Raw genomic sequence first — 25,216 nt, 5'->3', positions numbered from 1 at the left:
CTATTCGAGCAGGCCGAGGAAACGGGCGGCGGCGCGGAAGTCGCGCCGCTTGTCCTCACGCGCGGCGGTGGCGAGCACGTCCTCGCCCCATTGCTCGGCCTGCCAGAGATCGTCCAGCTCGGCGGCCTCCCATCCGTCATGCTCGGTCATCGCGCCCTCGGCGATCGCCAGCGCCAGCACGAGCGAGCCGGACAATGTGACGAGCGGCGACAGGCCGGCGAGGTGGAAGGCATCGCGGGCCGAAACCGCCGCCGCCAGCCGCTTCACCGTCTCCTCGGGCTGGGTGACATGGACGATGCCGGCGGTGACGCGGAACTCCACGCCATAGCGCGCCCGCGCCCAGTCGAGCGGGCCGTCCCACATCGCGCCCTGCCGCGTGGTCAGCTCGGTCGGATGCGAGGCGCGGTAGCAGAGCAGGTCACCCTCGGCATAGCGCGCGAGGCCGGCGGCGAAGGCGGCGGTGTCGGGTGCGATGCGGTCGATCGCGGCGTTGGCGAGGCCGGTCAGCGGCATGGTGTGCGGATCGATCTCGCCCTCGACCTGCCGCCACTCCCCGGCGATGGCGTTGGCGAGCGCGTCGGTCGGCAGCACCAGCTCGGCGCGGGCCGGCGTGCGGAGCGCGCGGCCGTCGAGCCGGATGGCGCGGTTCTCGACCGTGACGTCCTTCCAGAAACGCTTGGCCTGCGGGATCATTTCGGGCTCCGCCAGCGGCGCGCGAGCAGCTTCGGCACCGCGATCGTCTCGACCAGACCGACCACGAACAGCACGCCGCCAAAGCCGTATCGGCCGCCGAGCGCGCCGCCCAGCATCATCCACAGCCCGAGCAGCATCAGCACCACGCCGCCGAGCTTGAGCCCGGTCATCACCGCGAAGCGATCGCGGGCGCGCTTGTCTTCGATGGCTTTGGGGTCGGGCGTCATGCGGTCTCCCTCGAGCAGAGCAGGGGCAGTTCGGACGGGTGGAGGGCGACGACATCGGCGCCCTCGGCCAGCAGTTCGGCCGGCTCATGATAGCCCCATGCGACGCCGATCGCACGCACGCCGGCATTGTGCGCCATCAGGATGTCGTAGCTGGTGTCGCCGATCATCACGGTGGAGAGCCGATCGGCGCCGGCTTCCGCCATCGCCTGCTCGATCATCGAGGGGTGGGGTTTGGAGGGGTGGCGATCGGCGGTCTGGAGCGTGACGAAGCGGTCGAACAGGCCGTGATGTTCCAGCACCAGCCGGAGGCCCCGGTCCGACTTGCCGGTGGCGACGCCGAGCAGCCAGCCGTCCGCCTCCAGCCGGTCGAGGGTTTCGGCGATACCCTCGTAGAGCGCCTCCTCGACCTTGCCCTGCTCGCGGAGCAGGCGGAAGCAGCGCTTATAGCCCTCCGCCAGCGCATGGTGATGCGCATCGTCGGCGTCGGGCAGGAGCGCGCGCATCGCCTCGGGCAGCGACAGGCCGACGATGCGGCGCACCGCCGCGCGATCCGGCGCAGCGCGGCCGGCCTCGGCGAAGCAGGCGGTCATCGCGGCGTGGATGTTCGCCTGGCTGTCGACCAGCGTGCCGTCGCAGTCGAAGATGGCGAGGCGGTTGGTCATCGCGTCACCAGCCCGGCCTCGCGCGTGCGGCCGGCGGCGGCGAGCGCCTGCGCCAGCGCGGCGCGGTCATCGGGGCCCTTGTTCTGGCCCATCTTGCGGGTGCCGCGCCATGCGGTGGGCGTCAGTTCGAAGCCTCGGATCGCCTTCAGCATCGCGTCGAAGCGGCCGGGCGCCATCTTGTCGATCGTCCACACCGGCTTGGGCGCCAGCATCCGTTCGAAACGGTCGCTCAGCGCCTCGACCTGCGCGGCGAGGCCGGCGTCGTCGAGCGCCGCCACCGGCCCTTCGATCTCGACGGCGAGATAGTTCCAGGTCGGCACCTGATCCTCCGACGCATACCAGTCGGGGCTCACATAGAAGTCCGCGTCGGTGACGCTCGCCACGACATGCGCGCCGTCGAGATGGCGGGTGATGCGGTTGCCGCGCGCGAGGTGGAAGCGCAGCCGGCCTTCCGCCGTGACGATCAGCGGCGCATGGGCGACGATCGGCCCTTCCGGCCCGCTCACGCACAGCGTCGCGAAGCCGCGCGCGGCGACGAACGCCTGCATCGCCGCCTCATCCTCCCAGCGGAAGGCCGCGTTGGGATGCATCAGCCGCGCCCGCGGCCGCGGCGCTCGCCCTTGCGCTCCTTGCGGCGATCCTTGGCGGCATGGGCGGCGGCGCGGCGCTTGCCCTCGGGCGTCTCGGAGAATTTCGCCTCGTCGATCGGCAGCGCGTCGCCCAGCGCCGGATCGAAGCCGAGATGATGCAGGCTGTCCGCGAAGTGGGTCGGCAGCTCGGCGCGGATGTCGATCTGGCCGCCGTCGGGATGGTCGATTTTGATGCGCCGCGCGTGGAGGTGCATCTTGCGGCTCACACCGCCCGTCAGGAAGGATTCCTGCCCGCCATATTTGCCGTCGCCCACAATCGGATGGCCGATCGCCGCCATGTGGACGCGGAGCTGGTGGGTGCGGCCGGTCAGCGGGTGCAGCTCGACGAAGCAGGCGCGGTTGCCGGCGCGCTCGATCACGCGATAGCGCGTGCGCGACGGCGAGCCCTCCTTCTCGTCGACATACATCTTCTCGCCGCCGGTGCCCGGCTGCTTGGCGATGGGTAGCTCGATCAGCCCTTCCTCGATCGAGGGGACGCCCGCGATGATCGCCCAATAGACCTTCCGCGCCGTGCGGCTGGAGAAGCTCTTGGCGAAGAAGCCCGCTGCCCGCGCGTTGCGGGCGATCAGCAGCGCGCCCGACGTATCCTTGTCGAGCCGGTGGACGAGCTTGGGCCGCCCCTCGCTCTCGAACTGGAGCGCGTCGAGCAGGCCGTCGACATGGCGCTCGGTCTTGGTGCCGCCCTGCGTGGCGAGGCCGGGCGGCTTGTTGATGACGATCGCGGCGTCGTCCTTGTGGATCACGAGGCTCTGCGCGAAGTCGATCTCGTCGGCGGCGAGCGGCTTGCGCTCGCGCTTCGGCTTCGCCTTGTCGGGCGCCGGGGCCTCAAGCGGGGGCACGCGGATGATCTGCCCGGCCTCCACGCGGTCGCCCGGCGCGGCGCGCTTGCCGTCGACGCGGAGCTGCCCCGTGCGCGCCCAGCGCGACACGATGTTGAAGCTGGCGTCCGGCATATGGCGCTTGAACCAGCGATCGAGGCGGATGCCGTCGTCGTCGGCCCCTACCTTGAACTGGCGGACGTCTTCGCCCTTGGAGTCGGTCTTGGTCATGCGGGCATTATCCTAGCGAGGCCGAGGCCCACGAACAGCATCAGGATCGCGCCCACGGCGGAGCTTGTGACATAGAGCGCGGCCGCGCCCCAGTCCCCGCGCTGGATCATGTTGGCGGCTTCGAGGCTGAAGGTGGAGAAGGTGGTGTAGCCGCCCAGCACGCCGACGCCGATCAGCAGGCGCCAGCTCTCGCCCGACGGCGATGCGGAACGCGCCAGCAGACCGGCGAGCAGGCCCATGAGGAGCCCGCCGGAGAGATTGACGATCCAGGTTCCCCATGGGAATCCGGGGCCGAGCAGGGCAAGCGAGAAGCGCCCGACCTGATAGCGCAGGCCTGCGCCGAGCGCCCCGCCGACCATGACGAAGAAAAGCGGCATGGAATGCGCCTTAGAGCAGCGGACGCACAGGGGCTAGGGGCTGTGTCCGCCGGGCGGGGCGTCAGGCGCCCTCGGTCCACACATAGTCGACCGGTGTCGCCCCGCGCGCGGGCGTGCCGATCGTGATGACGAAGATCACGTCCTTGCGCGTGCCGGCCAGCACCCAGTCGCCATTCTTGTCCTCGCGCTCGGTCTCGTAACCGCCGGCCTGAGCCTTCGTGCGATACCAGTCGAGCACGGCGGCGCGGTCGCCGGCGACGGCGAAGCTCGCCACGCGGGCCTTGCAGGCGCCGTCATGGCCGGCGGCCTCCTGCAATGTCGCCTGCGGGTGCATGGGGAGGTCGGCGGGCAGCTTCGACGCCCAGTCGTTGGCGTAGACGAGGCCCGACAGGCAGTTGCTGGCGCCCTCCGTCACCACCGGCATCCCGCGATGCGGATCGACCTTGATCGCGCTCGCGAGTTGGCGGTTGCCGGCGCTGTCGACCAGCGCGGCGTCCATCTGGTCGAGATTCTTCGCGGGCGTCGAGGCTTTGTGGCAGCCGGGCAGGAGCAGCAGCGCGGCGAGCGCGGGCAGCAGGGAGGCGGATCGAGCGAGGCGCATGAGCGGGCGTCCTGTCTGTGTCACGCCGATGTAGCGCATCGGGGCGGCGCCCGCGGCGGCGATGTCGGCGCGCCTGTCCCGAAATGGCCCGCCCTCAGTGGCCCGTCACGAAGAGGCGGCCGTTGCTGCCCTTGCCATCGTCGCCGATCTGGATGGCGAGGTGGGTGGGGCGATCCTTGTCGTCCGCGCGCGTCGCCTCGAACTGGTTGGCGCCGGTGGCGGGGTCGATCGTCCAGCCTTCCTTCCGCGCCTCGTCGCGATACCAGGCGAGCACGCGGCCGCTGTCGGCAGGCGCGGTGAAGCCCATCTCGACATTGCCCTCCCCGCCGGCATCGCCGCGCACGTTCACGCCGTGGATGCTGGTGCCGGGAAAGATGCGGAGATTGTCGATGTGCGTCGTGTCGGAGCCGAAGGCCATGTTCGGCAGGTTCACCTTGGCCGAGAAGCCCGGCACGTCGACCGAGACGCTGTGCGAGCCATTGGTGTCTGCGGCGACCGATTCCGAGCTGTTGCCGAAGCTGATGCTGGCGGTGGTGTTGCCGCCCTCGTCGTGCGCGCGGATGTCGCAACCGGCGAGGAGAAGGCCGGCGGCGGCCAGCGTGACGGCGATATGCAGGCTGGGAAAGGGACGGGCGGTCATCGGCATCGTCTCCCGGTCGGGCTGTCTTGCGGACATGCTACACCGGGGCGGCCGGGAAGGGAAATCCGCCGCCTGACCCTACGGCGCGCGATGTTTCAGACAAAATGCGCGTTTATTTCACCGACGAAACCCTGCCGTAAGGCGGGCAGGTGACACCGCTTTCAAGCCGACGGCGCTTTCAACTTTCCCCCCGGGAGCGCCGTCGGTCAATGTAGAAGGGCGCGCCGTCTTCGACGACGCGCCCTTTTTCCTGGGCGAAACGCCGACCCCCGAGCCGGCGCCCCTCAGCCTTGCTTATTCCGCCGCGACGCCCGCGCGGGTGAACATGTCGCCTTCGCTCGACGTGGCGTCCTCATTGGCGGCGAGCGCCGACTTGGCGGCCTTGCGGCGATCGAAGTTGTCCCACACCTCGCCCCAGTTGCCGCGCGTCGCAGCCTTGGAATATTCGGTGGCGCGGGTCTCGAAGAAATTGGCGTGCTCGACGCCATTGAGCAGCGGCGCCAGCCAGGGCAGCGGATGCTCCTCGATCATGTAGATCGGCTTGAGGCCGAGCTGGCCGAGGCGCCAGTCCGCCACGAAGCGGATGTAGCGCTTGATGTCCTTGGGCGTCATGCCGTTGACCGGGCCCATCTCGAACACGAGGTCGATGAAGGCGTCCTCGATGCGCACCGTCTTCTGGCACATGTCGAGGATGTCGTCCTTCACCGCCGGGGTGAGGCACTGGCGCTCCTGGCAGAAGGCGTGGAACAGGCGGATGATGCCTTCGCAGTGCAGGCTCTCGTCGCGCACCGACCAGCTCACGATCTGCCCCATGCCCTTCATCTTGTTGAAGCGCGGGAAGTTCATCAGCATCGCGAACGACGCGAAGAGCTGGAGCCCCTCGGTGAAGCCGCCGAACATGGCGAGCGTGCGCGCGATATCCTCGTCCGTATCGACGCCGAAGGTGGCGAGATAGTCGTGCTTGTCCTTCATCTCCTTGTACTGGAGGAAGGCGCTGTACTCGCTCTCGGGCATCCCGATCGTGTCGAGCAGGTGCGAGTAGGCCGCGATGTGCACCGTCTCCATGTTGGAGAAGGCGGTCAGCATCATCTTGACCTCGGTGGGCTTGAACACCCGGCCGTATTTCTCGTGGTAGCAGTCCTGCACCTCGACGTCGGCCTGCGTGAAGAAGCGGAAGATCTGGGTGAGCAGGTTGCGCTCATGATCGGTGAGCTTCTGCGCCCAGTCCCGGCAATCCTCGCCGAGCGGCACCTCTTCGGGCAGCCAGTGGAGCTGCTGCTGGCGCTTCCAGAACTCGAACGCCCACGGATATTCGAAGGGCTTGTAGGTCTTGGAGGCTTGGAGAAGAGGCATGTTCAGGCTCCGTGCGAATGCAGGGCGACCGCAAAAGAGGTCAGGATCAGGATGGGCGAAAGAAAGGCGATGCCGCACGCCAGATAGAGCAGGCGGGCGACCGGGCCGAGACGGGTGAAGACGGCACGTGCGAGCAGCAGCGCGCCCGCGACATAGAGGGCGAAGGCGCTGACATGCACCGGCATCAGCGCCTGCACGCGGGCGGGCAGTGCGGAGGCGGTGAGGCTGAGCGTGGCGGCCAGCCCGCTGCCCAGCAGTACCCAGAACTCCTGCGGCTTGCGGCGCAGCCGATAGGCTGAGAATAACAGCACCGGGCCGACGATCAGCGCCATCCAGCGGAGCAGGAGCATACTCATGCGCACCTCCATGCAGCCGAAACGGATTTCGCGCGTTCCCGGCCCTGTCCCCCAAGCGAAGGAGCGAGGCGATGGTCGACAAGTCCCAGATCAAGGAACATGCCGAGGTGATCGGCGCGGATGGCGTGCATCTCGGTACTGTCGATCATCTCGACGGTGACCGGATCAAGCTCACCCGGAAGGACAGCCCGCAGGGGCCGGGCGGCGAGGGCGCCAAGCATCATTTCATCCCGCTCGGCCTCGTGGCCGAGATCGAAGGCGACAAGGTGCGCCTCTCCGCCAATGCCGACGTCGTCGCCGACATGTTCGAAGAAACGGATTGAGCCCTCGGCCTTCATCCCGCGGAATATAGGCGCAAACGCGTCCTTTCGCGACTGCGCGCCCTCTCCCGCCACGGGAGAGGGCCGATGCGGCGCCCTCTGCGTCATTTGGCGCCCGCCATCGCCACCGCCTGATCGAGCCGATCGGCATAGGCGTTGAGCACCGCCGCCGTCTTGCCGACATAGGCGGTGGCGTCATCGAAGCGCCGCTCCTCGATCGCCTCGCGCACGCCCGGCAGGGTCTTGGCGCCATAGCCGGTGAAGCGGCCCGGCGCGTAGATCAGGTTCCGATACCACGGCCGGAAGGGCAGGCCCGTCGGATCGAGCAGCAACTGGTCGATCTGGCGGAGCGATGCCTCGATCCGCGCGCGGGTGGCGGCGGGGAGACGATCCTCGCCCGCCAACATCGCGTCGGCGGCGGCGGCCGAACGGGTGAGGCGCGCCGAGGCGGCGTCGAGCGCGGCCATGTCGATCGCCGGTGTCGGCGTCTTGGCCTCGGGGGCCGCGGTTGGCGCCTCCGGGTTGGAGGCGAGGCGGAAGGCGTTGGCGGCGCGCGCGTCGGCCTGCGCCTGATCCTCCTTGCGCTGGTCGGCGGCGAGCTTCTTCACCTCGGTGACATAACGCGCGACGGTGCTCGCGAAGTCGCCATAGCGGGCGGGCACGCGGGGCGCGTCGGCGGCCCGCATCACCAGCCGTCCGGCCAGCTTCGACAGCGCCGCGCCATATTTCAGGCCCGGATCGTCGAACCGGGTGAAGTGGGTGAAGCTGTCGTAGATCGAGTGATAGGAGCCGCTGGTCGCGTCCTCGCCGCCGAAGCCCACGTCCAGCGCCGGAATGCCGAGATGCTGGAGGAAGGAGGAATAGTCCGAGCCCGAGCCCAGCGGTCCGATCGGCAGATCGCCGCCGGCCTTGGCCGCCGCGACCACATAATCCTTCTCGCTCCCTGCCTTCTCCGCCTCATGCGCAAGGACTTCCGCCCGCGCGCGCTCGGCCAGCGTGGCGCCCGTCTCGGGATCGGTGACGTCGCCGGTGGTCTGGTTGGCGAAATGCTGGAGGTCGTGGCTGCCCTCGATATGGACGAAGCCGCGGCCGTTATTGTCGGTGTTGATATAGAGCACGGCCTTGCGCTTCAGCTCGTCGGCGTGCGTCTCCGCCCATTCGGTCGAGCCGAGCAGGCCGGGCTCCTCGCCGTCCCAGCTCGCGTAGACGATGGTGCGATCGGGCCGCCAGCCCTTCTTCACGAGCTGGCCCATCGCCTTCGCCTCGCTGAGCATGGCGACATGGCCTGACAGCGGATCGGACGCGCCGAACACCCAGCCGTCGCGATGGTTGGCGCGGATCACCCACTCGTCGGGGCGCGTCTTGCCCTTGAGCGTGGCGATCACGTCGTAGAGCGTCTTGAGCGACCAGTCCGACTTGACCGCGAGATGCGCCGTCACCGTGCCGGTGCCGCCATAATGATAGGCGAGCGGCAGCGCGCCGCGCGTGGGCCCGGTCGCGATCGGCCCTTCCAGCCCGGCGAGCAGCTTCGTTGCGTCGGCATAGGAGATGGGCAGCGTCGGGATCTTGAGGATCGTCTGCGCCTGCTCGCGGGTCAGCCGCTTGGCGTCGGCGGTGGCGCCGATGCCGGGGGTCAGCGGATCGCCCGGATAGATGGTCATGTCCTGCACCGATCCGCGCTGCACGCCATGATCGGGCCGGCCGCCGCCGCGCGGATAGGTGTCCCACTTGGCATAGCCGTCGTCGGCGGGATCGGAATAGATGAGGCAGCCGGCCGCGCCATGGTCCTGCGCCAGCTTGGGCTTCAATCCGCGCCAGCCCGCGCCATAGCGGGCGAGCACGATCTTGCCTTTCACGTCGATGCCGCGCCGCGCCAGCTCCTCGTAATCGGCGGGCATGCCGTAATTCACATAGACGACCGGCGCGGTGACATCGCCGTCGCCCTGATAGGCGACATAAGGCGGCAGCGCGGTCTGCGTCTCGGCCGAGGTCGGGTCGCCGGGGACGGGCGGCTCCTGCCCGCCGAGCGTCACTTTCGTCGGCGCGATCATCTCCAGCGTGGTGGAGATGGGCGTGGGGTAGAGAACCTGGAAGGTTTCGATATGCGCGTCCCAGCCCCACGACTTGAACTGGGCGAGAACCTTCTCGGCATTTGCCTTGTCGTGCGGCGAGCCGACATGGTTGGGAGCGGACGACATGTCCTTGAGCCAGGCGATCTGTTCGTCGCTGCTGATCGCGGCGTCGAAGGCGGCCTCGCGCGTGCGCGCATCGCCCGTCACGGGCGCGGCGGCGGATGCGAAGGTGCTGCAAGCCAGCGATGCGATGCCCACGCCGGCGAGAAGTCGTCCTGTGAAGGTCATGCCCCTATGTTCTCCCTGCTTGCCCCCCGGCAATCTGCTTCCCATGACCCGGACGCGGGCACCGTGAGGTAATGGCGCACGGCCATCACCCCCGGCGCCGCCTGCGCCCGGTCCGAAACATCATCTCATTCCCCGCCGCCGCCTCGGCGGGGCGCTGGACCAGCCCGCGCGCCTTACTGGCAGGCGAGGCATTCGTCGTAATCGGTCGCTTCCACGTCGATCTTGCGCAGATCGGGCGTGTTGTCGGCCTCGACGCCGCCCGCGAAGCCGGCGCGCTGCACCGACTTGGAGCGCAGATAATAAAGCGACTTCACGCCCAGCTCCCAGGCGCGGAAGTGGAGCATCAGCAGATCCCACTTCTCGACATCGGCCGGGATGAACAGATTGAGCGACTGCGCCTGATCGATATAGGGCGTGCGGTCGGCGGCCAGCTCGATCAGCCAGCGCTGGTCGATCTCGAAGCTGGTCTTGTAGCAGTCCTTCTCCTCCTGGCTGAGGAAGTCGAGATGCTGGACCGAACCGCCGCGCTCCAGGATCGAGTTCCACACCGCGTCGGAGTTCTTGGACTTCTCCTTGAGGAGCTTCTCCAGATAGGGGTTCTTGACCGCGAAGCTGCCCGACAGCGTCTTGTGCGTGTAGATGTTCGCCGGGATCGGCTCGATGCAGGCCGAGGTGCCGCCGCAGATGATCGAGATCGACGCGGTCGGCGCGATCGCCATCTTGCACGAGAAGCGCTCCATCACGCCCTGATCGGCGGCGTCCGGGCACGGCCCGCGCTCATGGGCGAGGAGCATCGAGGCCTCGTCCGCCTTGGCGCGGATGTGGCGGAACATCTTCATGTTCCAGCTCTTCGCCATCGCGCTCTCGAAGCCGAGGCCGCGCGCCTGGAGGAAGGAGTGGAAGCCCATCACACCCAGACCCACCGAGCGCTCGCGGCTGGCGGAGTACTTCGCCCGCTCCATGCCGGGCTCGGCGCGCTCGATATAGTCGGTCAGCACGTTATCGAGGAAGCGCATCACGTCCTCGATGAACTGCTTGTCGCCGTTCCACTGGTCCCACGTCTCGAGGTTGAGCGAGGACAGGCAGCAGACCGCGGTGCGATCGACGCCATGCTGGTCCATGCCGGTCGGCAGCGTGATTTCCGAGCAGAGGTTCGAGGTCGAGACCTTGAGGCCCACGTCGCGCTGGAACTTCGGCATGGCGCGGTTCACCGTGTCCGAGAACACGATATAGGGCTCGCCGGTCGCGAGGCGGACCTCGACCAGCTTCTGGAACAGCGCGCGGGCATCGACCTCGCCGCGCTTCGAGCCGTCCTTCGGCGACTTGAGATCGAAGCTCTTGCCGTCGCGCACCGCTTCCATGAACTCGTCGGTGAGCAGCACGCCATGGTGCAGGTTGAGCGCCTTGCGGTTGAAGTCGCCCGACGGCTTGCGGATCTCGAGGAACTCCTCGATCTCCGGGTGCGACACGTCGAGATAGCAGGCTGCCGAGCCACGGCGCAGCGAGCCCTGCGAGATCGCGAGCGTCAGGCTGTCCATCACGCGGACGAAGGGGATGATGCCCGAGGTTTTGCCGTTGAGCCCGACCGGTTCGCCGATGCCGCGGACATTGCCCCAATAGGTTCCGATGCCGCCGCCGCGCGAGGCGAGCCAGACATTCTCGTTCCAGGTGTCGACGATGCCGTTCAGGCTGTCCGGCACCGAGTTGAGATAGCAGGAGATGGGAAGCCCGCGCCCGGTGCCGCCGTTCGACAGCACGGGCGTGGCCGGCATGAACCACAACTTCGAGATGTAATCATACAGGCGCTGGGCGTGCGCCTGATCGTCGGCGTAAGCGGACGCAACGCGAACGAAGAGGTCCTGATAGGTTTCACCGGGCAGGAGATAGCGATCGTTCAGTGTCTCCTTGCCGAAATCGGTGAGGAGCGCGTCGCGGCTGTCGTCCTTGACGATCTCGTAGGGGATCGGGCGGGCACCCTGACCGTCCTTGGCGGCCGCGGCGGCACGCTGGATGTCCAGAAGAGGGGCGTCGCTCATGACGGTCTCGCTGCTGCCCGAAAGATCCATGATGTCCATCCCGCGTTCAAATTCCGTACAACTCGGGATTACGCTCCCGACCATAGCACCGAAGGCGACGCAGACGAGTCCGTTCTCCGTTCGTCCCACTGTGGAAATGGGACGCCCGTTCCGCGATTCAAGGCTGAATCCCGGTGTTTCAACTCGATCTGGTGTCGGCCCCCAGTGCCTGACACAACGGATAGTGCCCCTGCCCGAGTCGCGGCACAAGAGCATTTATTTTGGTTTGAACCGCGATTGCCTGCTTGACGCCCGATTTCCGGCGCGTCGCTGCGGTGCGAAAATTGTGGATCAAATTGTGGCCGATTTCGACGGCGGTGAATCGTTTGGCATCAGCGCCGAAACGATTCATCCGCGATGAGAAGTGTCATCATCGGCCGGATACAGCAGCCGCCCTCAATTTTCCGGATAATCGGCGGCGAGGCTCGTTTCGCGCCATTCCCGGATGAGGGCGAGCCGTTCGGCCAGCCGCTCCGTCACCGCCTCATAACCCCAGGCGCCGAGCACCAGATGGCGGGGCGCACCGGGCTTCAGGGCGATGTCGATCATCGCCTGCGCGGCGCGAACCGGATCGCCCGCCTGCCGCCCGCTGATCGCCCTGGTGCTCTGGAGACGCGCGCCGGCGGTGGCGTCATAGGCGGGGATGCGGCTCGGCGTCTGTTCGAGCGAGCGGCCCGCCCAGTCGGTGCGGAACGGCCCCGGCTCGACGCAGGTCACCTGCACGCCGAGCAGCCCCACTTCGACGGCGAGCGCATCGGAGAAGCCCTCCACCGCATGCTTGGAGGCGGCGTAATAGCCCGAGCCCGGAAAGCCGACGAGCCCGGCGACCGAGGTGATGTTGATGACATGGCCATGCCCGCGCGTCCGCATCCCCGGCAGCACGGCACGGGTGAGCGCGAACAGGCCGAAGACATTGGCGTCGAACTGGGCGCGGATGCGGGCGTCCTCGCCTTCCTCGATGGTCGATTGATAGCCGTAGCCCGCATTGTTCACGAGCACGTCGATGCGGCCGAAACGGGCTTCGGCGGCCTCGACGGCGGCGGCGATCTGGCGCTCGTCGGTGACGTCGAGGTCGAGCGCCAGCGCGCGGTCCGGGGCGAGGGTGGCGAGATCGGCCACGCGATCCTTGCCCCGCGCGGTGATGACGGCGCGCTGGCCCTGTTCGAGCAGCAGGCGCGCCAGCTCGCGGCCGAAGCCGGTCGAGCAGCCGGAGATGAACCAGACGGGGGTGGCGTCAGCGGTCATGGGAGCACTCGCCTTGGAGGAGGGGCCTCCATCTAGCGCGGCGGGGGCGCTTCGGCCAAGAGGGGCTCAGGCGGGCTTCAGCTCGCCCGCGATGGTCGGCAGCAGCTCCGAGACGGTCGGGTGGATATGGACGGTGTGGGCGAGCGAGGTCGCCGTCTGCCCGGTCTGCATCATGTCGAGGATGACGTGGATCGCCTCGTCGCCGCCCGGCCCGAGCACCGTGCCGCCGAGGATCACGTCGCTGTCCGCGTCGACGACGATCTTCATGAAACCCTGCGCCTCGCCTTTCTCCACCGCGCGGCCGACGCGCGTCATCGGCCGCTTGCCGACGCGGATGCGGTGGCCCTGCGCCTTGGCTTCTGCCTCGCCCAGCCCGACGCGGCCGAGCGGCGGATCGGTGAACAGGCCGAAGCAGGGCAGGCGGTCGATCACGCGCCGGTCGGCGCCGTCGAGCAGGTTGGCGGCGACGATCTCGTAATCATTATAGCTCGTGTGGGTGAAGGCGCCGCGCCCGTTGCAGTCGCCCATCGCCCAGATGCCGGGGACGTTGGTCTCCAGCCGGTCGTTGACGGTGACATAGCCGCGCGCGTCGCTCGCGAGGCCGGCGGCGTCGAGGCCGAGATCGTCGGTGTTGGGCCGCCGCCCGACCGCGAGGAGGACATGGCTGCCGATCACCTCGGGCGGCCCTTCCTCACAGGTCACGCCGGCGGCGATGCCGTCCGGTCGCCGCGCGAAGCGGATGCACTCGGCATTGAGGCGGAAGGCGATGCCTTCCTTCTCCAATATCTCCTGGAGCGCGGCCGACACGTCCTCATCCTCGCGGCTAACGATGCGCGGGCCTTTCTCGATCACCGTCACCTGCGCCCCGAAGCGGCGATAGGTCTGCGCGAACTCCAGCCCGATATAGCTGCCCCCGATCACGATCAGATGGCGCGGCACCTCGGTGAGCTGGAGGATCGAGGTGTTGGTGAGCGTCTCGATGTCATGGACGCCGGGGAAATCCGGCACGACGGCGCGGCCGCCGACATTGAGGAAGATGCGCGGCGCGCTGATCTCCTCCTCGCCCACCTGCATCCGGTCGGGCGCGAGGAAGCGGGCCTGGCCGCGGATCAGCGTGCAGTTGGCCATGCCGCCGACCCACTTCTCGACATTGCCCCGCGCGGTGGAGGCGACACCCTGCACGCGCGCCGTCACCTTCGGCATGTCGATGTCGATCGGCCCGCGCACCATCACGCCATAATCCGCCGCGCGGCCGGCAAGGTGCGCGGCATAAGCGGAGGCGACCAGCGCCTTGGTCGGCATGCAGCCGGTGTTGACGCAGGTGCCGCCGAGAAGGTGCCGCTCGATCAGCGCGACCTTCATGCCGGCGGCGCTCAGGCGTCCGCAGAGGGGCGGTCCCGCCTGCCCCGCGCCGACGACGATGGCGTCGAACGTGCGGGTCACAGCGCGTGCACGGCGGCGATCGCGAGGAGCAGCGTCACCACATCCTCGATCAGCGCAGCGGGCATGTCCTTGCCGAACATACGGGCGAGCGCGCCGCGCGCCGCGGCGCCGCCCAGCGTGCCAAGCACCGCCCCGATCGCGCCGAGCAGCAGCGTGACGATCCATTGCCCCGACGGGATGCCCACCGCCGCGCCGCACAGCGCGCCCATCAGCACGCGCACCGCGAATTGCGGGGGCACCTTGCGGCTCGGCGTGGCGGGCAGCTTGTCGTTGACGATCTCGCCCAGCGCGGCGAGCGCCAGCACCCACGGCGTCCAGCGATAGCCGAAGAAGGCGAGCCAGCTTCCGTGGAGATCGAGAAGCCCGAGTCGCGCCTTCACCGCGATGGCCAACGGGGCGATCATCGCCCGGAGACCCGCGATGAACCCGATCAGAAGCGCCAATATGACGATCATCGCACTCTCCCCCTCATCGGTTGTCCACCGGCCGGAAAGTCCTGTCCCGCCAAGTTTGTAGCGGATCGGAACGGCGCTGTCACATCATCCGGCCAGACGTACCCTCGCGAAGATGCGTCTTGACGAATATTTGATCCTGCAATATCTGCATATGCAGACAATGCATCGGAAGGCGTTATGGCCGTTCTCACGATTCAAAGCTGCGCCACGCGCTCCTCGCCCGGACGATTGGTGCGCCGCATCGACAAGCTCATGGCGAATCTGGTCGAGTCGCGGTTCGAGGACACGGGCGTCAGCTTCGTGCAGTGGATCGCGTTGAAGGTCGTGCGCGACGGCGTGGCGCGTAACGCCGGCGACCTGGCTCGCGAGCTATCGATCACCACCGGCGCCACGACGCGGATGATCGACGTGCTCGAGGCGCGCGGCTTCCTCGTCCGGGATCGCGGCTCGGCGGACCGGCGCGTCGTGCAGCTCGCCGTCACGGACGAGGGTCACGCGCTTGTCGAACAATTGCAGCATCGGGTCGTCGAGGCGTGGAACGAGGTGCTGGTGGATTTCGAACAGGACGAGGTGGACGTCGTGGTGGCCGGCCTGATCAAGCTGCTGGCTGCGGCGGAGCGCGTTTGCGGCTGCCCGGACAGGCACAAGGAGTTGGCGGAATGAAGCGGGTGATCGCATTCCCGGCGGTGGCGGCCCTGCTGCTCGCAGGATGCGCGGCGGTGCCTCATGAAGGGCCGCAGGTGGCGCAGGTGCAGGAAAGCCAGCTTGGACTGGAGAGCGGCACCGCGAAGATCGGGGCCGACTGGTGGGCCGCGTTCGGTGATCCCCAGCTCGACAAGCTGATCCAGATGGGTCTGGCCGGTAATCCGAGCCTCGCCGCCGCCGAGGCCCGCGTCCGCGCGGCCAATGCGCAGGTGCAGGTCGAGCACTCCGCGCTGCTCCCGCACGTCAACGGCTCGGCGCAGGTGATGCGCGCGCGCATCGGCGACAAGCTCGCCCCGCCGCCGATCGGCGGCAACACCGCCAACATCGCCATCGCGGGCGCCAATCTCGATTGGGATCTGGACCTGTTCGGCCGCCAGCGTTCGGCGGTGCGGCAGGCGTCCGCCTCGGCCGACGCCGCCCGGCTCGACAGCGCGGCGGCGCGGCTCTCCCTCTCGGTCGCGATCGCGCAGGCTTATGTGGGCCTCACGCAGGCCAATCGCCTGATCGAGGTGGCCAATGGCTTCGTCGACACCCGGCAGAAGGCGCTCGGCTATGCTCAGGCGCGCGTGAAGAACCAGCTCAGCAGCCAGTTCCAGCTCAAGCAGGCCGAGACGCTCCTCGCAGAGGCTGAGCAGGTGCGCACGCAGGCCACCCGCCAGCGCGACACGCTGGTCCATGCACTGGCCGCATTGGTCGGCCGGGGCGCCGATTTCTATCCGCAGATCGACAAGCCCACCCTCGCGCTCGACAAGGCGCCGGTGGTGCCCGAGCTGCTGCCCGCGGACCTGCTCGGCCGCCGGCCGGACCTGCTCGCCGGGCAGGCGCGGATCGAGGCGGCGGTGCAGGGTCGCAAGGTGGCGCGCGCCGCCTTCATGCCGGACATCAACATCACCGCGCTCGCCGGGCTGGCCTCGGTCGGCCTCTCCAACTTCTTCACCGGCGGCGCGGGCTCGTTCAGCGGCGGCGCCGCGCTCAGCCTGCCGATCTTCGAGGGCGGCCGCCTGCGCGCGCAATATCGCGGCGCGACCGCCGATCTCGACGGCGCGGTGGCGGACTATGACAACGCTGTGCTCGGCGCGGTGCGCGAGTCCGCCGACGCGATCACCAACGTCCGCTCGGCGGACGAGGATCTGGCCGAGCAGGGCCGCGTCGTGCAGGGCCTGCGCGATACGGTGCGGCTCGATCAGGTGCGCGTGCAGACCGGCCTCGGCTCGCAGCTCGACGCCATCGATTCCGGCTTCCGCCTGCTGGAGGCCGAGCAGGCCCTTGTCGGCGTACAGGCCGACGCGCTGACCCGCCGCATCCAGCTCATCGCCGCGTTGGGCGGCGGTTTCGATCCCCTCGCGCCGCGCCAGGCGGCCGTCGCCGCGGACACCCACTCATGACCGACACCCCCCAGACCCTCGACCGGGAGACTCCCATGGACGCCCCAGCGCCTGTCGCCACCGCCGCCGTGCAGGCGCCGCCCAAGTCGCGGGCGCGCCGCACCGGCTTCCTCATCCTCGGCATCGTGATCGTGCTGGCCGCGATCGCTTATGGCGTCAGCATCCTGCTCGCGCCGTCGAGCGAGGAGACGGATGACGCCTATGTCGGCGGCAACATCGTCTCGATCACGGCGCGCGAAGGCGGCACGGTGATCGCGCTCCATGCCGACAACACCCAGCAAGTGACGCGCGGCCAGCCGCTGATCGATCTCGATCCGGCGACCGAGGATGTCGCGCTGGCCTCCGCCGAGGCGGATCTCGGCCGCGCCGTCCGCGCCTTCCGCTCGCAGGGCTCGTCGGTGGACGAGGCCTCGGCGGAGATCGCGCAGGCGCAGGCCGATCTCGGCCGAGCCGAGAACGACTATCGCCGCCGCAAGGCCGCCGTCGCCGACGGCGCCGTCTCGGGCGAGGAGGTGAGCCACGCCGCCGATGCCGTCACCACGGCGCGCGCCGCGCTCAACCTCGCCGAGGCGAAGCGTTCGCAGGCGGCCAGCTCGATCCAGGGCACGGACGTCTCCAACAACCCGGCCGTGCTCGCCGCGATCGCCGCCGTGCGCCGCGCCGCGATCAGTCGCGCCTATATGAACATCAGCGCGCCGCTTTCCGGCGTGGTCGCCCAGCGCACCGTCCAGCTCGGCCAGCGCGTCGCGCCGGGCACGCCGCTGATGGCGGTGGTGCCGCTCGACAGCCTGTGGGTGGACGCGAACTTCCGCGAGACCCAGCTCGAGCATCTGCGCGTCGGCCAGCCGGCGACGATCAAGGCGGACGTCTACGGCAAGGGCGTGACCTTCCATGGCAAGGTGCTGGGCCTCGGCGCCGGCTCGGGCAACGCCTTCTCGCTGCTGCCCCCGCAGAACGCCTCGGGCAACTGGATCAAGATCGTCCAGCGCGTGCCCGTCCGCATCGCGCTCGACCCGAAGGAGCTGGCCAAGACCCCGCTGCGCATCGGCCTGTCGATGACCGTGAAGGTGGCGACCAGCGATCGCTCGGGTCCGATGGTGGCCGGCAGCACCCCGCCCGCCGGCGGCACGCAGGACGTGGTGGATGGCGGCCCCGCCGTGGAAGCCCGCATCCGCCAGATCATCGCCCAGAACATGGGTTCGGCCCGGTGAGCGGCCCGGCCGCGCCGGGTGGGCAGCCCGCGCCGCTCACCGGCGTGGCGCTGGGCATCGCCTCGATCGCGCTCGCGCTCGGCACCTTCATGCAGGTGCTGGACGGCACGATCGCCAACGTCTCTCTGCCCACCATCTCGGGCAATCTCGGCGTCAGCACGGATAGCGGCACCTGGGTCATCACCTCGTTCGCGGTGGCGAACGGCGTGACCGTGCCGCTGACCGGCTGGCTGATGGGCCGCTTCGGCGTGGTCAGGACCTTCACCGTCTCGGTGCTGGCCTTCACCGTCGCGTCGCTGCTCTGCGGCATCGCGTGGAGCCTGCCGTCGCTCATCTTCTTCCGCATCCTCCAGGGCGGCGTGTCGGGGCCGATGATCCCCGGCAGCCAGGCGCTGCTCATCTCGATCTTCCCGCCGCACAAGCGCGGGACGGCGCTCGCCATCTGGTCGATGACGACGCTGACCGCGCCGGTGCTCGGCCCCGTGCTCGGCGGCTACATCTCCGACAATTATTTCTGGGGCTGGATCTTCCTGATCAACGTGCCCTTCGGCATCATCACGGCCGGCCTCACCTGGCGCTTCCTGCACAACCGCGAGACGCCGACGCGCAAGCTGCCGATCGATACCGTGGGCCTGATGCTGCTCGCCTTCTGGGTGTTCAGCCTCCAGACCATGCTCGATCTCGGCAAGGACCGCGACTGGTTCAACAATCCGCTGATCGTGGTGCTGACCATCTGCGCGATCGTCGGCTGCATCGCCTGGGTGATCTGGGAGGTGACGGACAAGCATCCGGTGGTGAACCTGTCCTTCTTCCGTCGCCGCAACTTCCTGCTCGGCACGGTGGCGCTGTGCCTCGGCTATGCGCTGTTCTTCGCGAACAACCTGCTGCTGCCGCTCTGGCTCCAGCAATATCTGGGCTACAACGCCACCTGGGCGGGCCTCGTCGCCGCGCCCTCGGGCGCGATGGCGGTGCTGGCGACGCCGTTCGTCAGCAAGCTCAAGCTCGATACACGCTGGCTCGCGACCGCCGCCTTCCTGTGCATGGCCGGCTCCTTCTGGATGCGGTCGAACTACACGCCGGACTCGAGCTTCTTCGTGCTGGCGGCACCGCTGGCGTTGCAGGGGCTGGGCCTGAGCATCTTCTTCGTGCCGCTGCTGACCATCTCGCTGGACGGCCTGGCGCCCGAGGAGGTGCCGTCGGCGAGCGGCCTGTCGAACTTCGTGCGCATCACCGCGGGCAGCTTCGCCGCCTCGATCATCACCACCTATTGGGATCGCCGCGAGGCGCTCCATCAGGTGCGGCTGACCGAGGTGGGGACCGACCTGTCGCCCATCTACCGGGATGCCACCGCGCAGCTTCAGGCTTATGGCTTCAGCCCGCTCCAGGCGGCCGGCGCGGTCTACCGGCAGGTGATCAATCAGGCGTATCTTCTGTCGTCGCTGGAGCTGTTCTGGATCAGCTCCGCGATGATGGTGGCGGTGATCCCGCTGGTGTGGCTCTGCCACAAGCCGGCGCCCAGCGAGCATGTGGTGGCCGCCGACTGAGATCGCCCTTGGGTGATGCCCGTCCGCCCGGCGTATCGGGGCGGACGGGCTGTTACCCGCCGAAGCGTTCCGCCGCCTCGCCGATCGCCGCATAGATACGGTCGAGATCGGCCTCGTCGATGCAGTAGGGCGGCATCACATAGACATTGTTGCCCATCGGCCGGACCAGCAGGTCGCGCTCGCGGAAATGGGTCAGCAGCGCCGGACCGATCGAGGCGAGATAGCCCTCGCCGCCGCCGATCTCGCACGCGGCGATCGTGCCGAGCCGCCGTGCGTCGCGCACCTTGGGGAGGGCCTTGATCCGCGCCTCCTGCCGGGCCGCCAGCGTGGCGATGCGCTCCATCACCGGCTCGTCGCGCCACACCTCCAGGTTGGCGAGCGCGGCGGCGCAGGCGATCGGGTTCGCCGTGTAGCTCGACGAGTGGAAGAACATCTTCGCCTTGTCGGTGGAATAATGCGCCTCGAAGATTTCCGGCGTCGCCATCGTCACCGCGAGCGGAATCGCGCCGCCGGTCAGCCCCTTCGACAGGCAGAGGATGTCCGGCACGATCCCGGCCTGCTCGCAGGCGAGCAGCGTGCCGGTGCGGCCCCAGCCGGTCATCACCTCGTCGGCGATGAAGAGGACGTCCTGCTTCGCGCAGATCGCCCGCATCTCCGCCAGCACTCGCGCGGAGTAGAAGAGCATCCCGCCCGCGCCCAGCACCAGCGGTTCGAGGATCAGCGCGGCGGGCTTGTCCGGCGCGGCGCAGGCCGCCTCCAGCGCATCGAGCGTCGCCTGACCGTCGCCGACAGGGAAGGGCAGCGTGCCGACGTCGAACAGCAGCGGCGTGTAGGCCTGATTATAGACGCCCCGCGCGCCGACCGACATGCCGCCGATCGTGTCGCCATGATAGCCATGCTCCAGCGTCAGGATGCGGTGGCGCGGCTCGCCCCGGTTGAGCCAGAAGCCCAGCGCCATCTTGAGCGCCACCTCCACCGAGGTGGAGCCCGAATCCGAATAGAAGACATGCGCCAGTGGCGCGGGCATGATCCCGACGAGGCCCTGCGCGAGGCGTTCGGCGGGCTCGTGCGTCCAGCCGGCGAAGATGATCTGGTCGAGCTTCTCGGCCTGCGCGCGGATCGCGGCCATGATGCGCGGGTGGCAATGGCCGTGCGTCGTCACCCACCAGGACGAGATGGCGTCGATGATCCTCCGCCCGTCGGCCGTGTAGAGCGCCGCCCCCTCGGATCGCTCGACCAGCGGGATCGGCTCGTTCAGGCCATGCTGCGTGAAGGGATGCCAGACAGGTGAGGTCACGCGCGGAAATCCTCGATGCGAAAATGCTGGTGGAAGGCGCCGCGCAGCGTGTCGGCGGTCAGCGGATCGAGGATCGGCAGGCGGCCGAGCCGCTTCACCTGCCCGATCTGGCAGATGGTCGCTTCATTATCCTCATTCTCGTCGCCGACGAAGGCGATGCCGAGAATGGGCACGCCGCGCGCGCGCAGCGCCTCGATCGAGAGCAGGCTGTGGTTGATCGTGCCGAGCCCGGTCCACGCCACCAGCACCGCCTGCATCCCCCAGCGCGCGAACAGGTCCGCGAACAGCAATTGCCGCGTCACCGGCACCAGCACGCCGCCGGCGCCCTCGACCACCAGCGGGCCCTTCACCTCGGGCGGGGTGAGCTGATCGGGATCGAGGACGATGCCGTCCAGCTCGGCCGAGCGGTGCGGCGAGAGCGGATGGGTGAGGCGATAGGCCTCGGGCAGCACGCGCTCGACGCCGAGCGCCTGGACACTGTCGGCGTCGGCCCCGTCCTCCAGCCCCGACTGGATCGGCTTCCAGTAGGTCGCGCCGAGCGCGCTCGCGAGCGCAGCGGAGAAGACGGTCTTGCCGATGCCGGTGTCCGTCCCGGTGACGATAAGGCGGGTCATGCCCGCGCTTGTTCTCCCGAAGCGCGAAGGACGCAAGTGGCGACGACATAGCTGGCGGTCGCGCCTGAGGCCTCGAAGCGGTGCATCACCGCGTGAAGCTGGGCGGGGGTGAGCGGCTTGTGGCCGGGGCGCGGCGTGCCCGCGCCGATCGCCTTCACGGCATGGAGGAAATCCCGCGCATCGCGATGGCGGACCGGCAGCGCCTCGATCGTGACGGAGAAGCCCATGGCGGAGAGCGCCTCCGCACCCGGATAATCGGGCGTGCCGCAGGGGAGCCCGTCATGCGCCGCGCGCCACTCGGCGAAGCTGTCCGCCGCCATTGTCGTGAAGGCGAGGTGGCCGCCCGGCGCGAGCATCCCCCGCAACCGCTCGATCGCACCTGGCAGGTCCGCGAACCACTGGAAGGCGAGGCTGGAGACGATCAGGTCGAACGGGCCGGCGATGTCCGGGGCCTCGCCGTCCATGGCGGAGAAGCTGATGTCCGCGCGGCCCGCGAAGCGCCGGTGCGCCCGCTCGACCATCGCGGGCGAGAGATCGGTCATGTGCCAGCGCGCGCCGGGCAGGCGATCGACCAGCGCGCTCCCCAGCAGGCCGGTGCCACAGCCGATCTCCAGCACGCGCGGGGCAGGTGGGAGGGGCAGCGCGGCGACGCGTTCGGCCAGCCGCCCGGCGACGCTGCGCTGGACGGCGGCGTGGCGATCATAGTCGGCGGCGCGGCCGAAGGCGTCGGCGACGCTCATGCGAGGCGGCCCGCAAAGGCACGGATACGATCGGCGCACCAGTCGGCATGGGTGAGGGGCAGGAGGTGGCCGGCGCCGTCCAGCGACTCGTGGGGGGCTCCGGCGAAGACGCTTTCGCGCATCGGCGCGGGGAGGAGCGGGTCGGCCGCGCCGTGCAGCACTAGTGTCGGCACGCGGACCATGCCGCGCCGGTCGGCCTCGGCGAGAAGGGTAAGATCGGTGGCCAGCGCCGCTTCGTCGCGGATCGCGGGCGGAGGCTCGCTGCCGCAGCGGGTGCGGAAATCGGCCAGCACCTCGGCGGGAGCTTCGCCGAAGCGCCTGCGCATCCGCTCGACCACGCGCGGCGGCACCGCGCCTTCTCCAGCGAAGCGGTCGAAGCCGTTGATCGCGACGAGGCCGATGCAGCCCTCCGGCAGCGCACCCGCCAACAGCATCGCGCCGAGCGAGTGGCCGACGGCGATCAGCGGTGCCGCGACGGCTTCCGCCGAGGGCGCTCCGAAATAGCCGCGATCCCACGCGACCGCTTCGAACTCCGGGAGCGCCGCGCGCACGCCGTCCCACAGGCACGCATCGAAACCCCAGCCATGCAGGAAGACCAGCTTCATCGTCTCATCCGGGCGATGATTGCATCGGCGAGGCGCTCGATATCCGTCTCCCCATGCGTGGCACGGAGCGCGAGGCGGAGACGGCTGGTGCCGGGCGGCACGGTCGGCGGACGGATCGCGGCGGCGAGCAGGCCGTCCCCGGCCAGCGCCTCGGCCAGCGCCAGCGCTTCTTCAGCAGCCCCCACGATGGCGGGAACGATCTGGGTCGAGCTGTCGGCGGTGTCGATCCCGGCCGCGTTGAGCCGCGCGCGCAGATGCTCGCCATGGGCAGCGAGGCGGGCGCGCTCGGCCTCCATGGCGGGCACGAGGTCCAGCGCCGCGTCGATCGCGCCCAGCATCGCGGGCGGCGGTGCGGTCGAGAAGATGAAGCCCCCGCAGGCGTTGACCAGATAGTCGATCAGCAGCTGCGAGCCCGCGACATAGGCGCCGAAGCTCCCCATCGCCTTGCTGAACGTGCCCATCACGAGATCGGCGGCATCGGGCACGGCGGCGGAGAGGCCGCGCCCCTCCGGCCCGAGCACGCCGGTCGCGTGCGCCTCGTCGAGATAGAGGAAGGCGTCATGCGCCTTCGCCAGCGCGGAGAATCGGGCGAGGTCCACGCGGTCGCCGTCCATGCTGAACACGCTCTCGGTGACGATCAGGCGCGGGCCGGGCCGGTCGGCGTAGCCGAGGAGCAGCTCCTCCAGATGATCGGGATCATTGTGGCGGAAGCGGATCTGGCGATGGCCGGCGGCACCCGCATGGAGGCTCGCGTGGATCAGCCGGTCGGTGAACAGCAGCGTGCCGGGCGCGGCCCTGAGCAGCGCCGCCAGCACCGCCGCGTTCAGGTGCCAGCCGCTCGGAAAGAGCAGGGCCGCCTCGCGCCCCTTGAAGGCGGCGATTTTCGCTTCGAGCGCCAGATGCGCCTCATGCGTGCCGGTGACGAGCCGCGAGGCGCCCGCACCGCTCCCCAGCCGCGCCGCCCATTCCGCCGACCGCTCGGCCAGCAGCGGGTGGCGGGCGAGGCCGAGATAGTCGTTGCTGGAAAAGTCGATCAGCCGCGCATCGCCGCGCGTCAGCCGGCCCTCGGCTTCGAGCGCGGTGGCGGTCAGCCGGCGCCGCTCGTGGCGGGCGTCGATGCGCTCGAGCGCGGCGGCGAGGTGGGTTGCGAGCGCGGCCATGTCCTGCGCGCCTCTAGAGCGGATCGGCGCGACAAGGAACCGTCTGCGAGAGGGTCAGGCCGATACTCGAAGTCCGCTGCCGATCGCGTGGCGTCCGCCGCCCGCATCCTTGGCGAGATAGAGCGCCATGTCCGCCTCGGCGAGAATCTGCTCGGCGTCGCGATTGGCGATCGATCCGAAGGCGACCCCGATGCTGGCGCCGATCAGCACCGGTTCGGCCGCGCAGCCCTCGATCGGCTCGCGTATCCGCTCCGCGATATGGCGCGCGACGAAGGTGGCGACGGCGCGGTCGCTGCTGCTCATCACCACCACGAATTCGTCGCCGCCCAGCCGGCAGACGAAATGCGGCGCCGCCACCGCGCGCAGCCGTGCCGCCGCCGCCGCCAGCACGCGGTCCCCCGCGCTGTGGCCGAAGCGGTCGTTCACCGCCTTGAAGCTGTCGAGATCGACGAACAGCGACGTGATCTCGCCGTCCTGCCCGTCCGTGGCGGCCGTGCGCAGGCGATTGAGCTCGGCGATCAGGCCGGCGCGGTTGGGAAGGCCGGTGAGGCTGTCGGTCGTCGCCAGCACGCGGTTGCGCCGCTCCGCCCGGAACAGCGCGACCAGCGTGCGGTTGTTCTGGAGCGTCAGCGCGCCGGTGGCGGCGATCACCACCGCGAACTGCACGGCGCCCGCGCGGAACATGCCGTTGCCGACCGTCGCGACGGCCGCGCAGAAAGGCATGGCGATCACCACGATCGCCGGCAGGGCGAGGCGCGGCAACGCCGCCCAGCGAGTCGCGAGGCCGGCGACCACGCCGATCAGCGATCCCGTCGCCACCACCATCAGCGGCTTGGTCCGCATCAGCACCGTGGCGGAGCAGCCGGCCCCGAAGATCAGGCACATGACGAGCGCGCTCATCACCACCATGCGCGCCAGCGGAGCCGGCATCTGCCGCCCTTGCCGTTCGTGCAAAAAGGTCGGAATCAGGCGAAGCGCGAGGAGCAGCGCATCGATGGCAAACCACGCCATCGCCCAGCCGGCGCCCGTCAGCGCCATGACGGTGCCGCTCATCAGCAGCACGCCCATGCCGGTGAGCAGCAGCGCGCTCGGCTTCAGCATCACGGTTTCGAGGATGTCGCTCCGGAAGTCGATGGCTTCCTCGCGCGGGAGGCCGGTGAACCAGTCAAACAGGTCGCGCAGGGCGGAATCGATGCGGTCACGCACCCCCTTCGACTCGCTCGGACCCTCTAATGCCATGACATGCCCCTGCAATAGCAGCCGGGGATAGGTAACCGAGGTTACCAAAATGTCCACGGGCGTCGGATTTTTAGGCATTTGCCCCCGAATTTGTCGGTAATTCCATGAATTTCTTCATGGCGACGACGATGGAGGGCGATTCGTTAACTATGTGCCGCATGTTCGCCGTCGCTCATGGCCGAGTCGATGCCGGCACCCGTCCGGACAGGC

General features: G+C 69.1%; 27 protein-coding genes. 6 read left to right on the top strand and 21 right to left on the bottom strand.

Annotated features, from left to right (window positions below; all coding sequences use genetic code 11):
* The 10 genes from ST3T6A_RS0102245 to ST3T6A_RS0102200 all read right to left on the bottom strand — a co-directional run bounded on the left by ST3T6A_RS0102245 (position 1) and on the right by ST3T6A_RS0102200 (position 6,608).
* Positions 1-693: an ATP12 family chaperone protein gene (locus ST3T6A_RS0102245; protein ID WP_019831261.1), complete on the bottom strand. Its 693-nt coding sequence runs from the start codon at positions 691-693 to the stop codon at positions 1-3.
* A complete protein-coding gene (locus tag ST3T6A_RS0102240) occupies positions 690-920 on the bottom strand; it encodes a hypothetical protein (RefSeq protein ID WP_019831260.1) in 231 nt (76 codons plus the stop codon). The genes ST3T6A_RS0102245 and ST3T6A_RS0102240 overlap by 4 nt, the downstream gene beginning before the upstream one ends.
* A complete protein-coding gene (locus ST3T6A_RS0102235; protein WP_019831259.1) occupies positions 917-1,582 on the bottom strand; it encodes an HAD-IA family hydrolase in 666 nt (221 codons plus the stop codon). Before ST3T6A_RS0102235 ends, ST3T6A_RS0102240 begins: the two co-directional genes overlap by 4 nt.
* Positions 1,579-2,172: an FMN-binding negative transcriptional regulator gene (locus ST3T6A_RS0102230; RefSeq protein WP_019831258.1), complete on the bottom strand. Its 594-nt coding sequence runs from the start codon at positions 2,170-2,172 to the stop codon at positions 1,579-1,581. The genes ST3T6A_RS0102235 and ST3T6A_RS0102230 overlap by 4 nt, the downstream gene beginning before the upstream one ends.
* Positions 2,172-3,281, bottom strand: coding sequence for an RluA family pseudouridine synthase (locus ST3T6A_RS0102225; protein ID WP_019831257.1), 1,110 nt, complete (start codon positions 3,279-3,281; stop codon positions 2,172-2,174). The genes ST3T6A_RS0102230 and ST3T6A_RS0102225 overlap by 1 nt, the downstream gene beginning before the upstream one ends.
* Positions 3,278-3,658 carry a fluoride efflux transporter CrcB gene (gene crcB, locus ST3T6A_RS0102220; protein WP_019831256.1) on the bottom strand — a complete coding sequence of 127 codons (381 nt, stop codon included), beginning with the start codon at positions 3,656-3,658 and terminating at the stop codon, positions 3,278-3,280. The genes ST3T6A_RS0102225 and crcB overlap by 4 nt, the downstream gene beginning before the upstream one ends.
* Before the next feature lie 61 nt (positions 3,659-3,719).
* Complete coding sequence (locus ST3T6A_RS20690; RefSeq protein WP_157602341.1) at positions 3,720-4,259, bottom strand: hypothetical protein; 540 nt, start codon at positions 4,257-4,259, stop codon at positions 3,720-3,722.
* 94 nt (positions 4,260-4,353) lie between these two features.
* Positions 4,354-4,899, bottom strand: coding sequence for a hypothetical protein (locus tag ST3T6A_RS19105; protein ID WP_019831254.1), 546 nt, complete (start codon positions 4,897-4,899; stop codon positions 4,354-4,356).
* 294 nt (positions 4,900-5,193) lie between these two features.
* Positions 5,194-6,252 (bottom strand): ribonucleotide-diphosphate reductase subunit beta, encoded by a 1,059-nt coding sequence (locus tag ST3T6A_RS0102205; RefSeq protein ID WP_019831253.1) that lies wholly within the window; start codon positions 6,250-6,252, stop codon positions 5,194-5,196.
* A gap of 2 nt (positions 6,253-6,254) precedes the next feature.
* Complete coding sequence (locus ST3T6A_RS0102200) at positions 6,255-6,608, bottom strand: hypothetical protein (RefSeq protein WP_026359358.1); 354 nt, start codon at positions 6,606-6,608, stop codon at positions 6,255-6,257.
* A gap of 71 nt (positions 6,609-6,679) precedes the next feature.
* Between ST3T6A_RS0102200 and ST3T6A_RS0102195 the strand changes: the two genes are divergently transcribed.
* Positions 6,680-6,931 (top strand): DUF2171 domain-containing protein, encoded by a 252-nt coding sequence (locus ST3T6A_RS0102195; RefSeq protein ID WP_019831251.1) that lies wholly within the window; start codon positions 6,680-6,682, stop codon positions 6,929-6,931.
* Positions 6,932-7,032: 101 nt separating this feature from the next.
* On the opposite strand, the gene ST3T6A_RS0102190 is transcribed toward ST3T6A_RS0102195, so the two are convergent.
* On the bottom strand, positions 7,033-9,288 hold the full coding sequence (locus ST3T6A_RS0102190; protein WP_019831250.1) for a transferrin receptor-like dimerization domain-containing protein: 2,256 nt from the start codon (positions 9,286-9,288) through the stop codon (positions 7,033-7,035).
* Positions 9,289-9,461: 173 nt separating this feature from the next.
* Entirely contained in the window at positions 9,462-11,354 is a 1,893-nt protein-coding gene (locus ST3T6A_RS0102185) for a ribonucleoside-diphosphate reductase subunit alpha (protein WP_026359357.1), read from the bottom strand.
* Between ST3T6A_RS0102185 and ST3T6A_RS21355 the strand changes: the two genes are divergently transcribed.
* On the top strand, positions 11,323-11,724 hold the full coding sequence (locus tag ST3T6A_RS21355) for a hypothetical protein (RefSeq protein WP_157602338.1): 402 nt from the start codon (positions 11,323-11,325) through the stop codon (positions 11,722-11,724). The genes ST3T6A_RS0102185 and ST3T6A_RS21355 overlap by 32 nt on opposite strands.
* Positions 11,725-11,759: 35 nt before the next feature.
* Here ST3T6A_RS21355 and ST3T6A_RS0102180 read toward each other — a convergent pair whose 3' ends face one another.
* The 3 genes from ST3T6A_RS0102180 to ST3T6A_RS0102170 all read right to left on the bottom strand — a co-directional run bounded on the left by ST3T6A_RS0102180 (position 11,760) and on the right by ST3T6A_RS0102170 (position 14,506).
* Positions 11,760-12,608 carry an oxidoreductase gene (locus ST3T6A_RS0102180; protein ID WP_019831248.1) on the bottom strand — a complete coding sequence of 283 codons (849 nt, stop codon included), beginning with the start codon at positions 12,606-12,608 and terminating at the stop codon, positions 11,760-11,762.
* Positions 12,609-12,674: 66 nt separating this feature from the next.
* Complete coding sequence (locus ST3T6A_RS0102175; RefSeq protein WP_019831247.1) at positions 12,675-14,051, bottom strand: FAD-containing oxidoreductase; 1,377 nt, start codon at positions 14,049-14,051, stop codon at positions 12,675-12,677.
* Complete coding sequence (locus ST3T6A_RS0102170) at positions 14,048-14,506, bottom strand: DUF4126 family protein (RefSeq protein WP_019831246.1); 459 nt, start codon at positions 14,504-14,506, stop codon at positions 14,048-14,050. Before ST3T6A_RS0102170 ends, ST3T6A_RS0102175 begins: the two co-directional genes overlap by 4 nt.
* 177 nt (positions 14,507-14,683) lie before the next feature.
* On the opposite strand from ST3T6A_RS0102170, the gene ST3T6A_RS0102165 reads away from it, so the two are divergent.
* From ST3T6A_RS0102165 to ST3T6A_RS0102150, 4 genes are read left to right on the top strand one after another with little or no spacing between them, the layout of a single operon-like run.
* Positions 14,684-15,169, top strand: a complete 486-nt coding sequence (locus ST3T6A_RS0102165; RefSeq protein ID WP_026359356.1) for a MarR family winged helix-turn-helix transcriptional regulator — start codon at positions 14,684-14,686, stop codon at positions 15,167-15,169.
* Entirely contained in the window at positions 15,166-16,596 is a 1,431-nt protein-coding gene (locus ST3T6A_RS0102160; RefSeq protein ID WP_019831244.1) for an efflux transporter outer membrane subunit, read from the top strand. Before ST3T6A_RS0102165 ends, ST3T6A_RS0102160 begins: the two co-directional genes overlap by 4 nt.
* Positions 16,593-17,807 (top strand): HlyD family secretion protein, encoded by a 1,215-nt coding sequence (locus ST3T6A_RS0102155; RefSeq protein WP_026359355.1) that lies wholly within the window; start codon positions 16,593-16,595, stop codon positions 17,805-17,807. Before ST3T6A_RS0102160 ends, ST3T6A_RS0102155 begins: the two co-directional genes overlap by 4 nt.
* Entirely contained in the window at positions 17,804-19,351 is a 1,548-nt protein-coding gene (locus ST3T6A_RS0102150; protein WP_019831242.1) for a DHA2 family efflux MFS transporter permease subunit, read from the top strand. Before ST3T6A_RS0102155 ends, ST3T6A_RS0102150 begins: the two co-directional genes overlap by 4 nt.
* A 52-nt stretch (positions 19,352-19,403) precedes the next feature.
* Here ST3T6A_RS0102150 and ST3T6A_RS0102145 read toward each other — a convergent pair whose 3' ends face one another.
* Genes ST3T6A_RS0102145 through ST3T6A_RS19100 form a run of 6 tightly spaced genes read right to left on the bottom strand, consistent with a single transcriptional unit; the run spans position 19,404 to position 25,006 of the window.
* Positions 19,404-20,648, bottom strand: a complete 1,245-nt coding sequence (locus tag ST3T6A_RS0102145) for an adenosylmethionine--8-amino-7-oxononanoate transaminase (RefSeq protein ID WP_019831241.1) — start codon at positions 20,646-20,648, stop codon at positions 19,404-19,406.
* Complete coding sequence (gene bioD / locus ST3T6A_RS0102140; RefSeq protein ID WP_019831240.1) at positions 20,645-21,262, bottom strand: dethiobiotin synthase; 618 nt, start codon at positions 21,260-21,262, stop codon at positions 20,645-20,647. The genes ST3T6A_RS0102145 and bioD overlap by 4 nt, the downstream gene beginning before the upstream one ends.
* Complete coding sequence (locus ST3T6A_RS0102135) at positions 21,259-22,002, bottom strand: methyltransferase (RefSeq protein ID WP_019831239.1); 744 nt, start codon at positions 22,000-22,002, stop codon at positions 21,259-21,261. Before ST3T6A_RS0102135 ends, bioD begins: the two co-directional genes overlap by 4 nt.
* The gene (locus ST3T6A_RS0102130) at positions 21,999-22,607 is read right to left on the bottom strand and encodes an alpha/beta fold hydrolase (protein WP_019831238.1); all 609 of its coding nucleotides are present in this window, start codon (positions 22,605-22,607) and stop codon (positions 21,999-22,001) included. The genes ST3T6A_RS0102135 and ST3T6A_RS0102130 overlap by 4 nt, the downstream gene beginning before the upstream one ends.
* Positions 22,604-23,767, bottom strand: a complete 1,164-nt coding sequence (locus ST3T6A_RS0102125; protein ID WP_019831237.1) for an aminotransferase class I/II-fold pyridoxal phosphate-dependent enzyme — start codon at positions 23,765-23,767, stop codon at positions 22,604-22,606. The genes ST3T6A_RS0102130 and ST3T6A_RS0102125 overlap by 4 nt, the downstream gene beginning before the upstream one ends.
* A 54-nt stretch (positions 23,768-23,821) precedes the next feature.
* Positions 23,822-25,006, bottom strand: a complete 1,185-nt coding sequence (locus ST3T6A_RS19100; RefSeq protein WP_157602335.1) for a GGDEF domain-containing protein — start codon at positions 25,004-25,006, stop codon at positions 23,822-23,824.
* Positions 25,007-25,216 lie beyond the last annotated feature (210 nt).

The sequence above is a fragment of the Sphingomonas sp. PR090111-T3T-6A genome (genome assembly GCF_000383095.1).
Lineage (GTDB): Bacteria > Pseudomonadota > Alphaproteobacteria > Sphingomonadales > Sphingomonadaceae > Solisphingomonas.
The sequence above is the reverse complement of the archived record's forward strand: the minus strand, read 5'-3'. Positions and strand labels throughout refer to the sequence as shown.

Bases quoted from the DNA above. Each gene is read 5' to 3' on its own strand.
- crcB (WP_019831256.1), bottom strand. From the start codon at position 3,658: ATGCCGCTTTTCTTCGTCATGGTCGGCGGGGCGCTCGGCGCAGGCCTG.
- ST3T6A_RS0102125 (WP_019831237.1), bottom strand. From the start codon at position 23,767: ATGGCCGCGCTCGCAACCCACCTCGCCGCCGCGCTCGAGCGCATCGAC.
- ST3T6A_RS0102200 (WP_026359358.1), bottom strand. From the start codon at position 6,608: ATGAGTATGCTCCTGCTCCGCTGGATGGCGCTGATCGTCGGCCCGGTG.
- ST3T6A_RS0102240 (WP_019831260.1), bottom strand. From the start codon at position 920: ATGACGCCCGACCCCAAAGCCATCGAAGACAAGCGCGCCCGCGATCGC.
- ST3T6A_RS19100 (WP_157602335.1), bottom strand. From the start codon at position 25,006: ATGGCATTAGAGGGTCCGAGCGAGTCGAAGGGGGTGCGTGACCGCATC.
- ST3T6A_RS0102155 (WP_026359355.1), top strand. From the start codon at position 16,593: ATGACCGACACCCCCCAGACCCTCGACCGGGAGACTCCCATGGACGCC.
- ST3T6A_RS0102160 (WP_019831244.1), top strand. From the start codon at position 15,166: ATGAAGCGGGTGATCGCATTCCCGGCGGTGGCGGCCCTGCTGCTCGCA.
- ST3T6A_RS20690 (WP_157602341.1), bottom strand. From the start codon at position 4,259: ATGCGCCTCGCTCGATCCGCCTCCCTGCTGCCCGCGCTCGCCGCGCTG.
- ST3T6A_RS21355 (WP_157602338.1), top strand. From the start codon at position 11,323: ATGACGGTCTCGCTGCTGCCCGAAAGATCCATGATGTCCATCCCGCGT.
- ST3T6A_RS0102225 (WP_019831257.1), bottom strand. From the start codon at position 3,281: ATGACCAAGACCGACTCCAAGGGCGAAGACGTCCGCCAGTTCAAGGTA.
- ST3T6A_RS0102130 (WP_019831238.1), bottom strand. From the start codon at position 22,607: ATGAAGCTGGTCTTCCTGCATGGCTGGGGTTTCGATGCGTGCCTGTGG.
- ST3T6A_RS0102230 (WP_019831258.1), bottom strand. From the start codon at position 2,172: ATGCATCCCAACGCGGCCTTCCGCTGGGAGGATGAGGCGGCGATGCAG.
- ST3T6A_RS0102135 (WP_019831239.1), bottom strand. From the start codon at position 22,002: ATGAGCGTCGCCGACGCCTTCGGCCGCGCCGCCGACTATGATCGCCAC.
- ST3T6A_RS0102170 (WP_019831246.1), bottom strand. From the start codon at position 14,506: ATGATCGTCATATTGGCGCTTCTGATCGGGTTCATCGCGGGTCTCCGG.
- bioD (WP_019831240.1), bottom strand. From the start codon at position 21,262: ATGACCCGCCTTATCGTCACCGGGACGGACACCGGCATCGGCAAGACC.
- ST3T6A_RS0102195 (WP_019831251.1), top strand. From the start codon at position 6,680: ATGGTCGACAAGTCCCAGATCAAGGAACATGCCGAGGTGATCGGCGCG.
- ST3T6A_RS0102245 (WP_019831261.1), bottom strand. From the start codon at position 693: ATGATCCCGCAGGCCAAGCGTTTCTGGAAGGACGTCACGGTCGAGAAC.
- ST3T6A_RS0102190 (WP_019831250.1), bottom strand. From the start codon at position 9,288: ATGACCTTCACAGGACGACTTCTCGCCGGCGTGGGCATCGCATCGCTG.
- ST3T6A_RS0102235 (WP_019831259.1), bottom strand. From the start codon at position 1,582: ATGACCAACCGCCTCGCCATCTTCGACTGCGACGGCACGCTGGTCGAC.
- ST3T6A_RS0102185 (WP_026359357.1), bottom strand. From the start codon at position 11,354: ATGGATCTTTCGGGCAGCAGCGAGACCGTCATGAGCGACGCCCCTCTT.
- ST3T6A_RS19105 (WP_019831254.1), bottom strand. From the start codon at position 4,899: ATGACCGCCCGTCCCTTTCCCAGCCTGCATATCGCCGTCACGCTGGCC.
- ST3T6A_RS0102180 (WP_019831248.1), bottom strand. From the start codon at position 12,608: ATGACCGCTGACGCCACCCCCGTCTGGTTCATCTCCGGCTGCTCGACC.
- ST3T6A_RS0102205 (WP_019831253.1), bottom strand. From the start codon at position 6,252: ATGCCTCTTCTCCAAGCCTCCAAGACCTACAAGCCCTTCGAATATCCG.
- ST3T6A_RS0102165 (WP_026359356.1), top strand. From the start codon at position 14,684: ATGGCCGTTCTCACGATTCAAAGCTGCGCCACGCGCTCCTCGCCCGGA.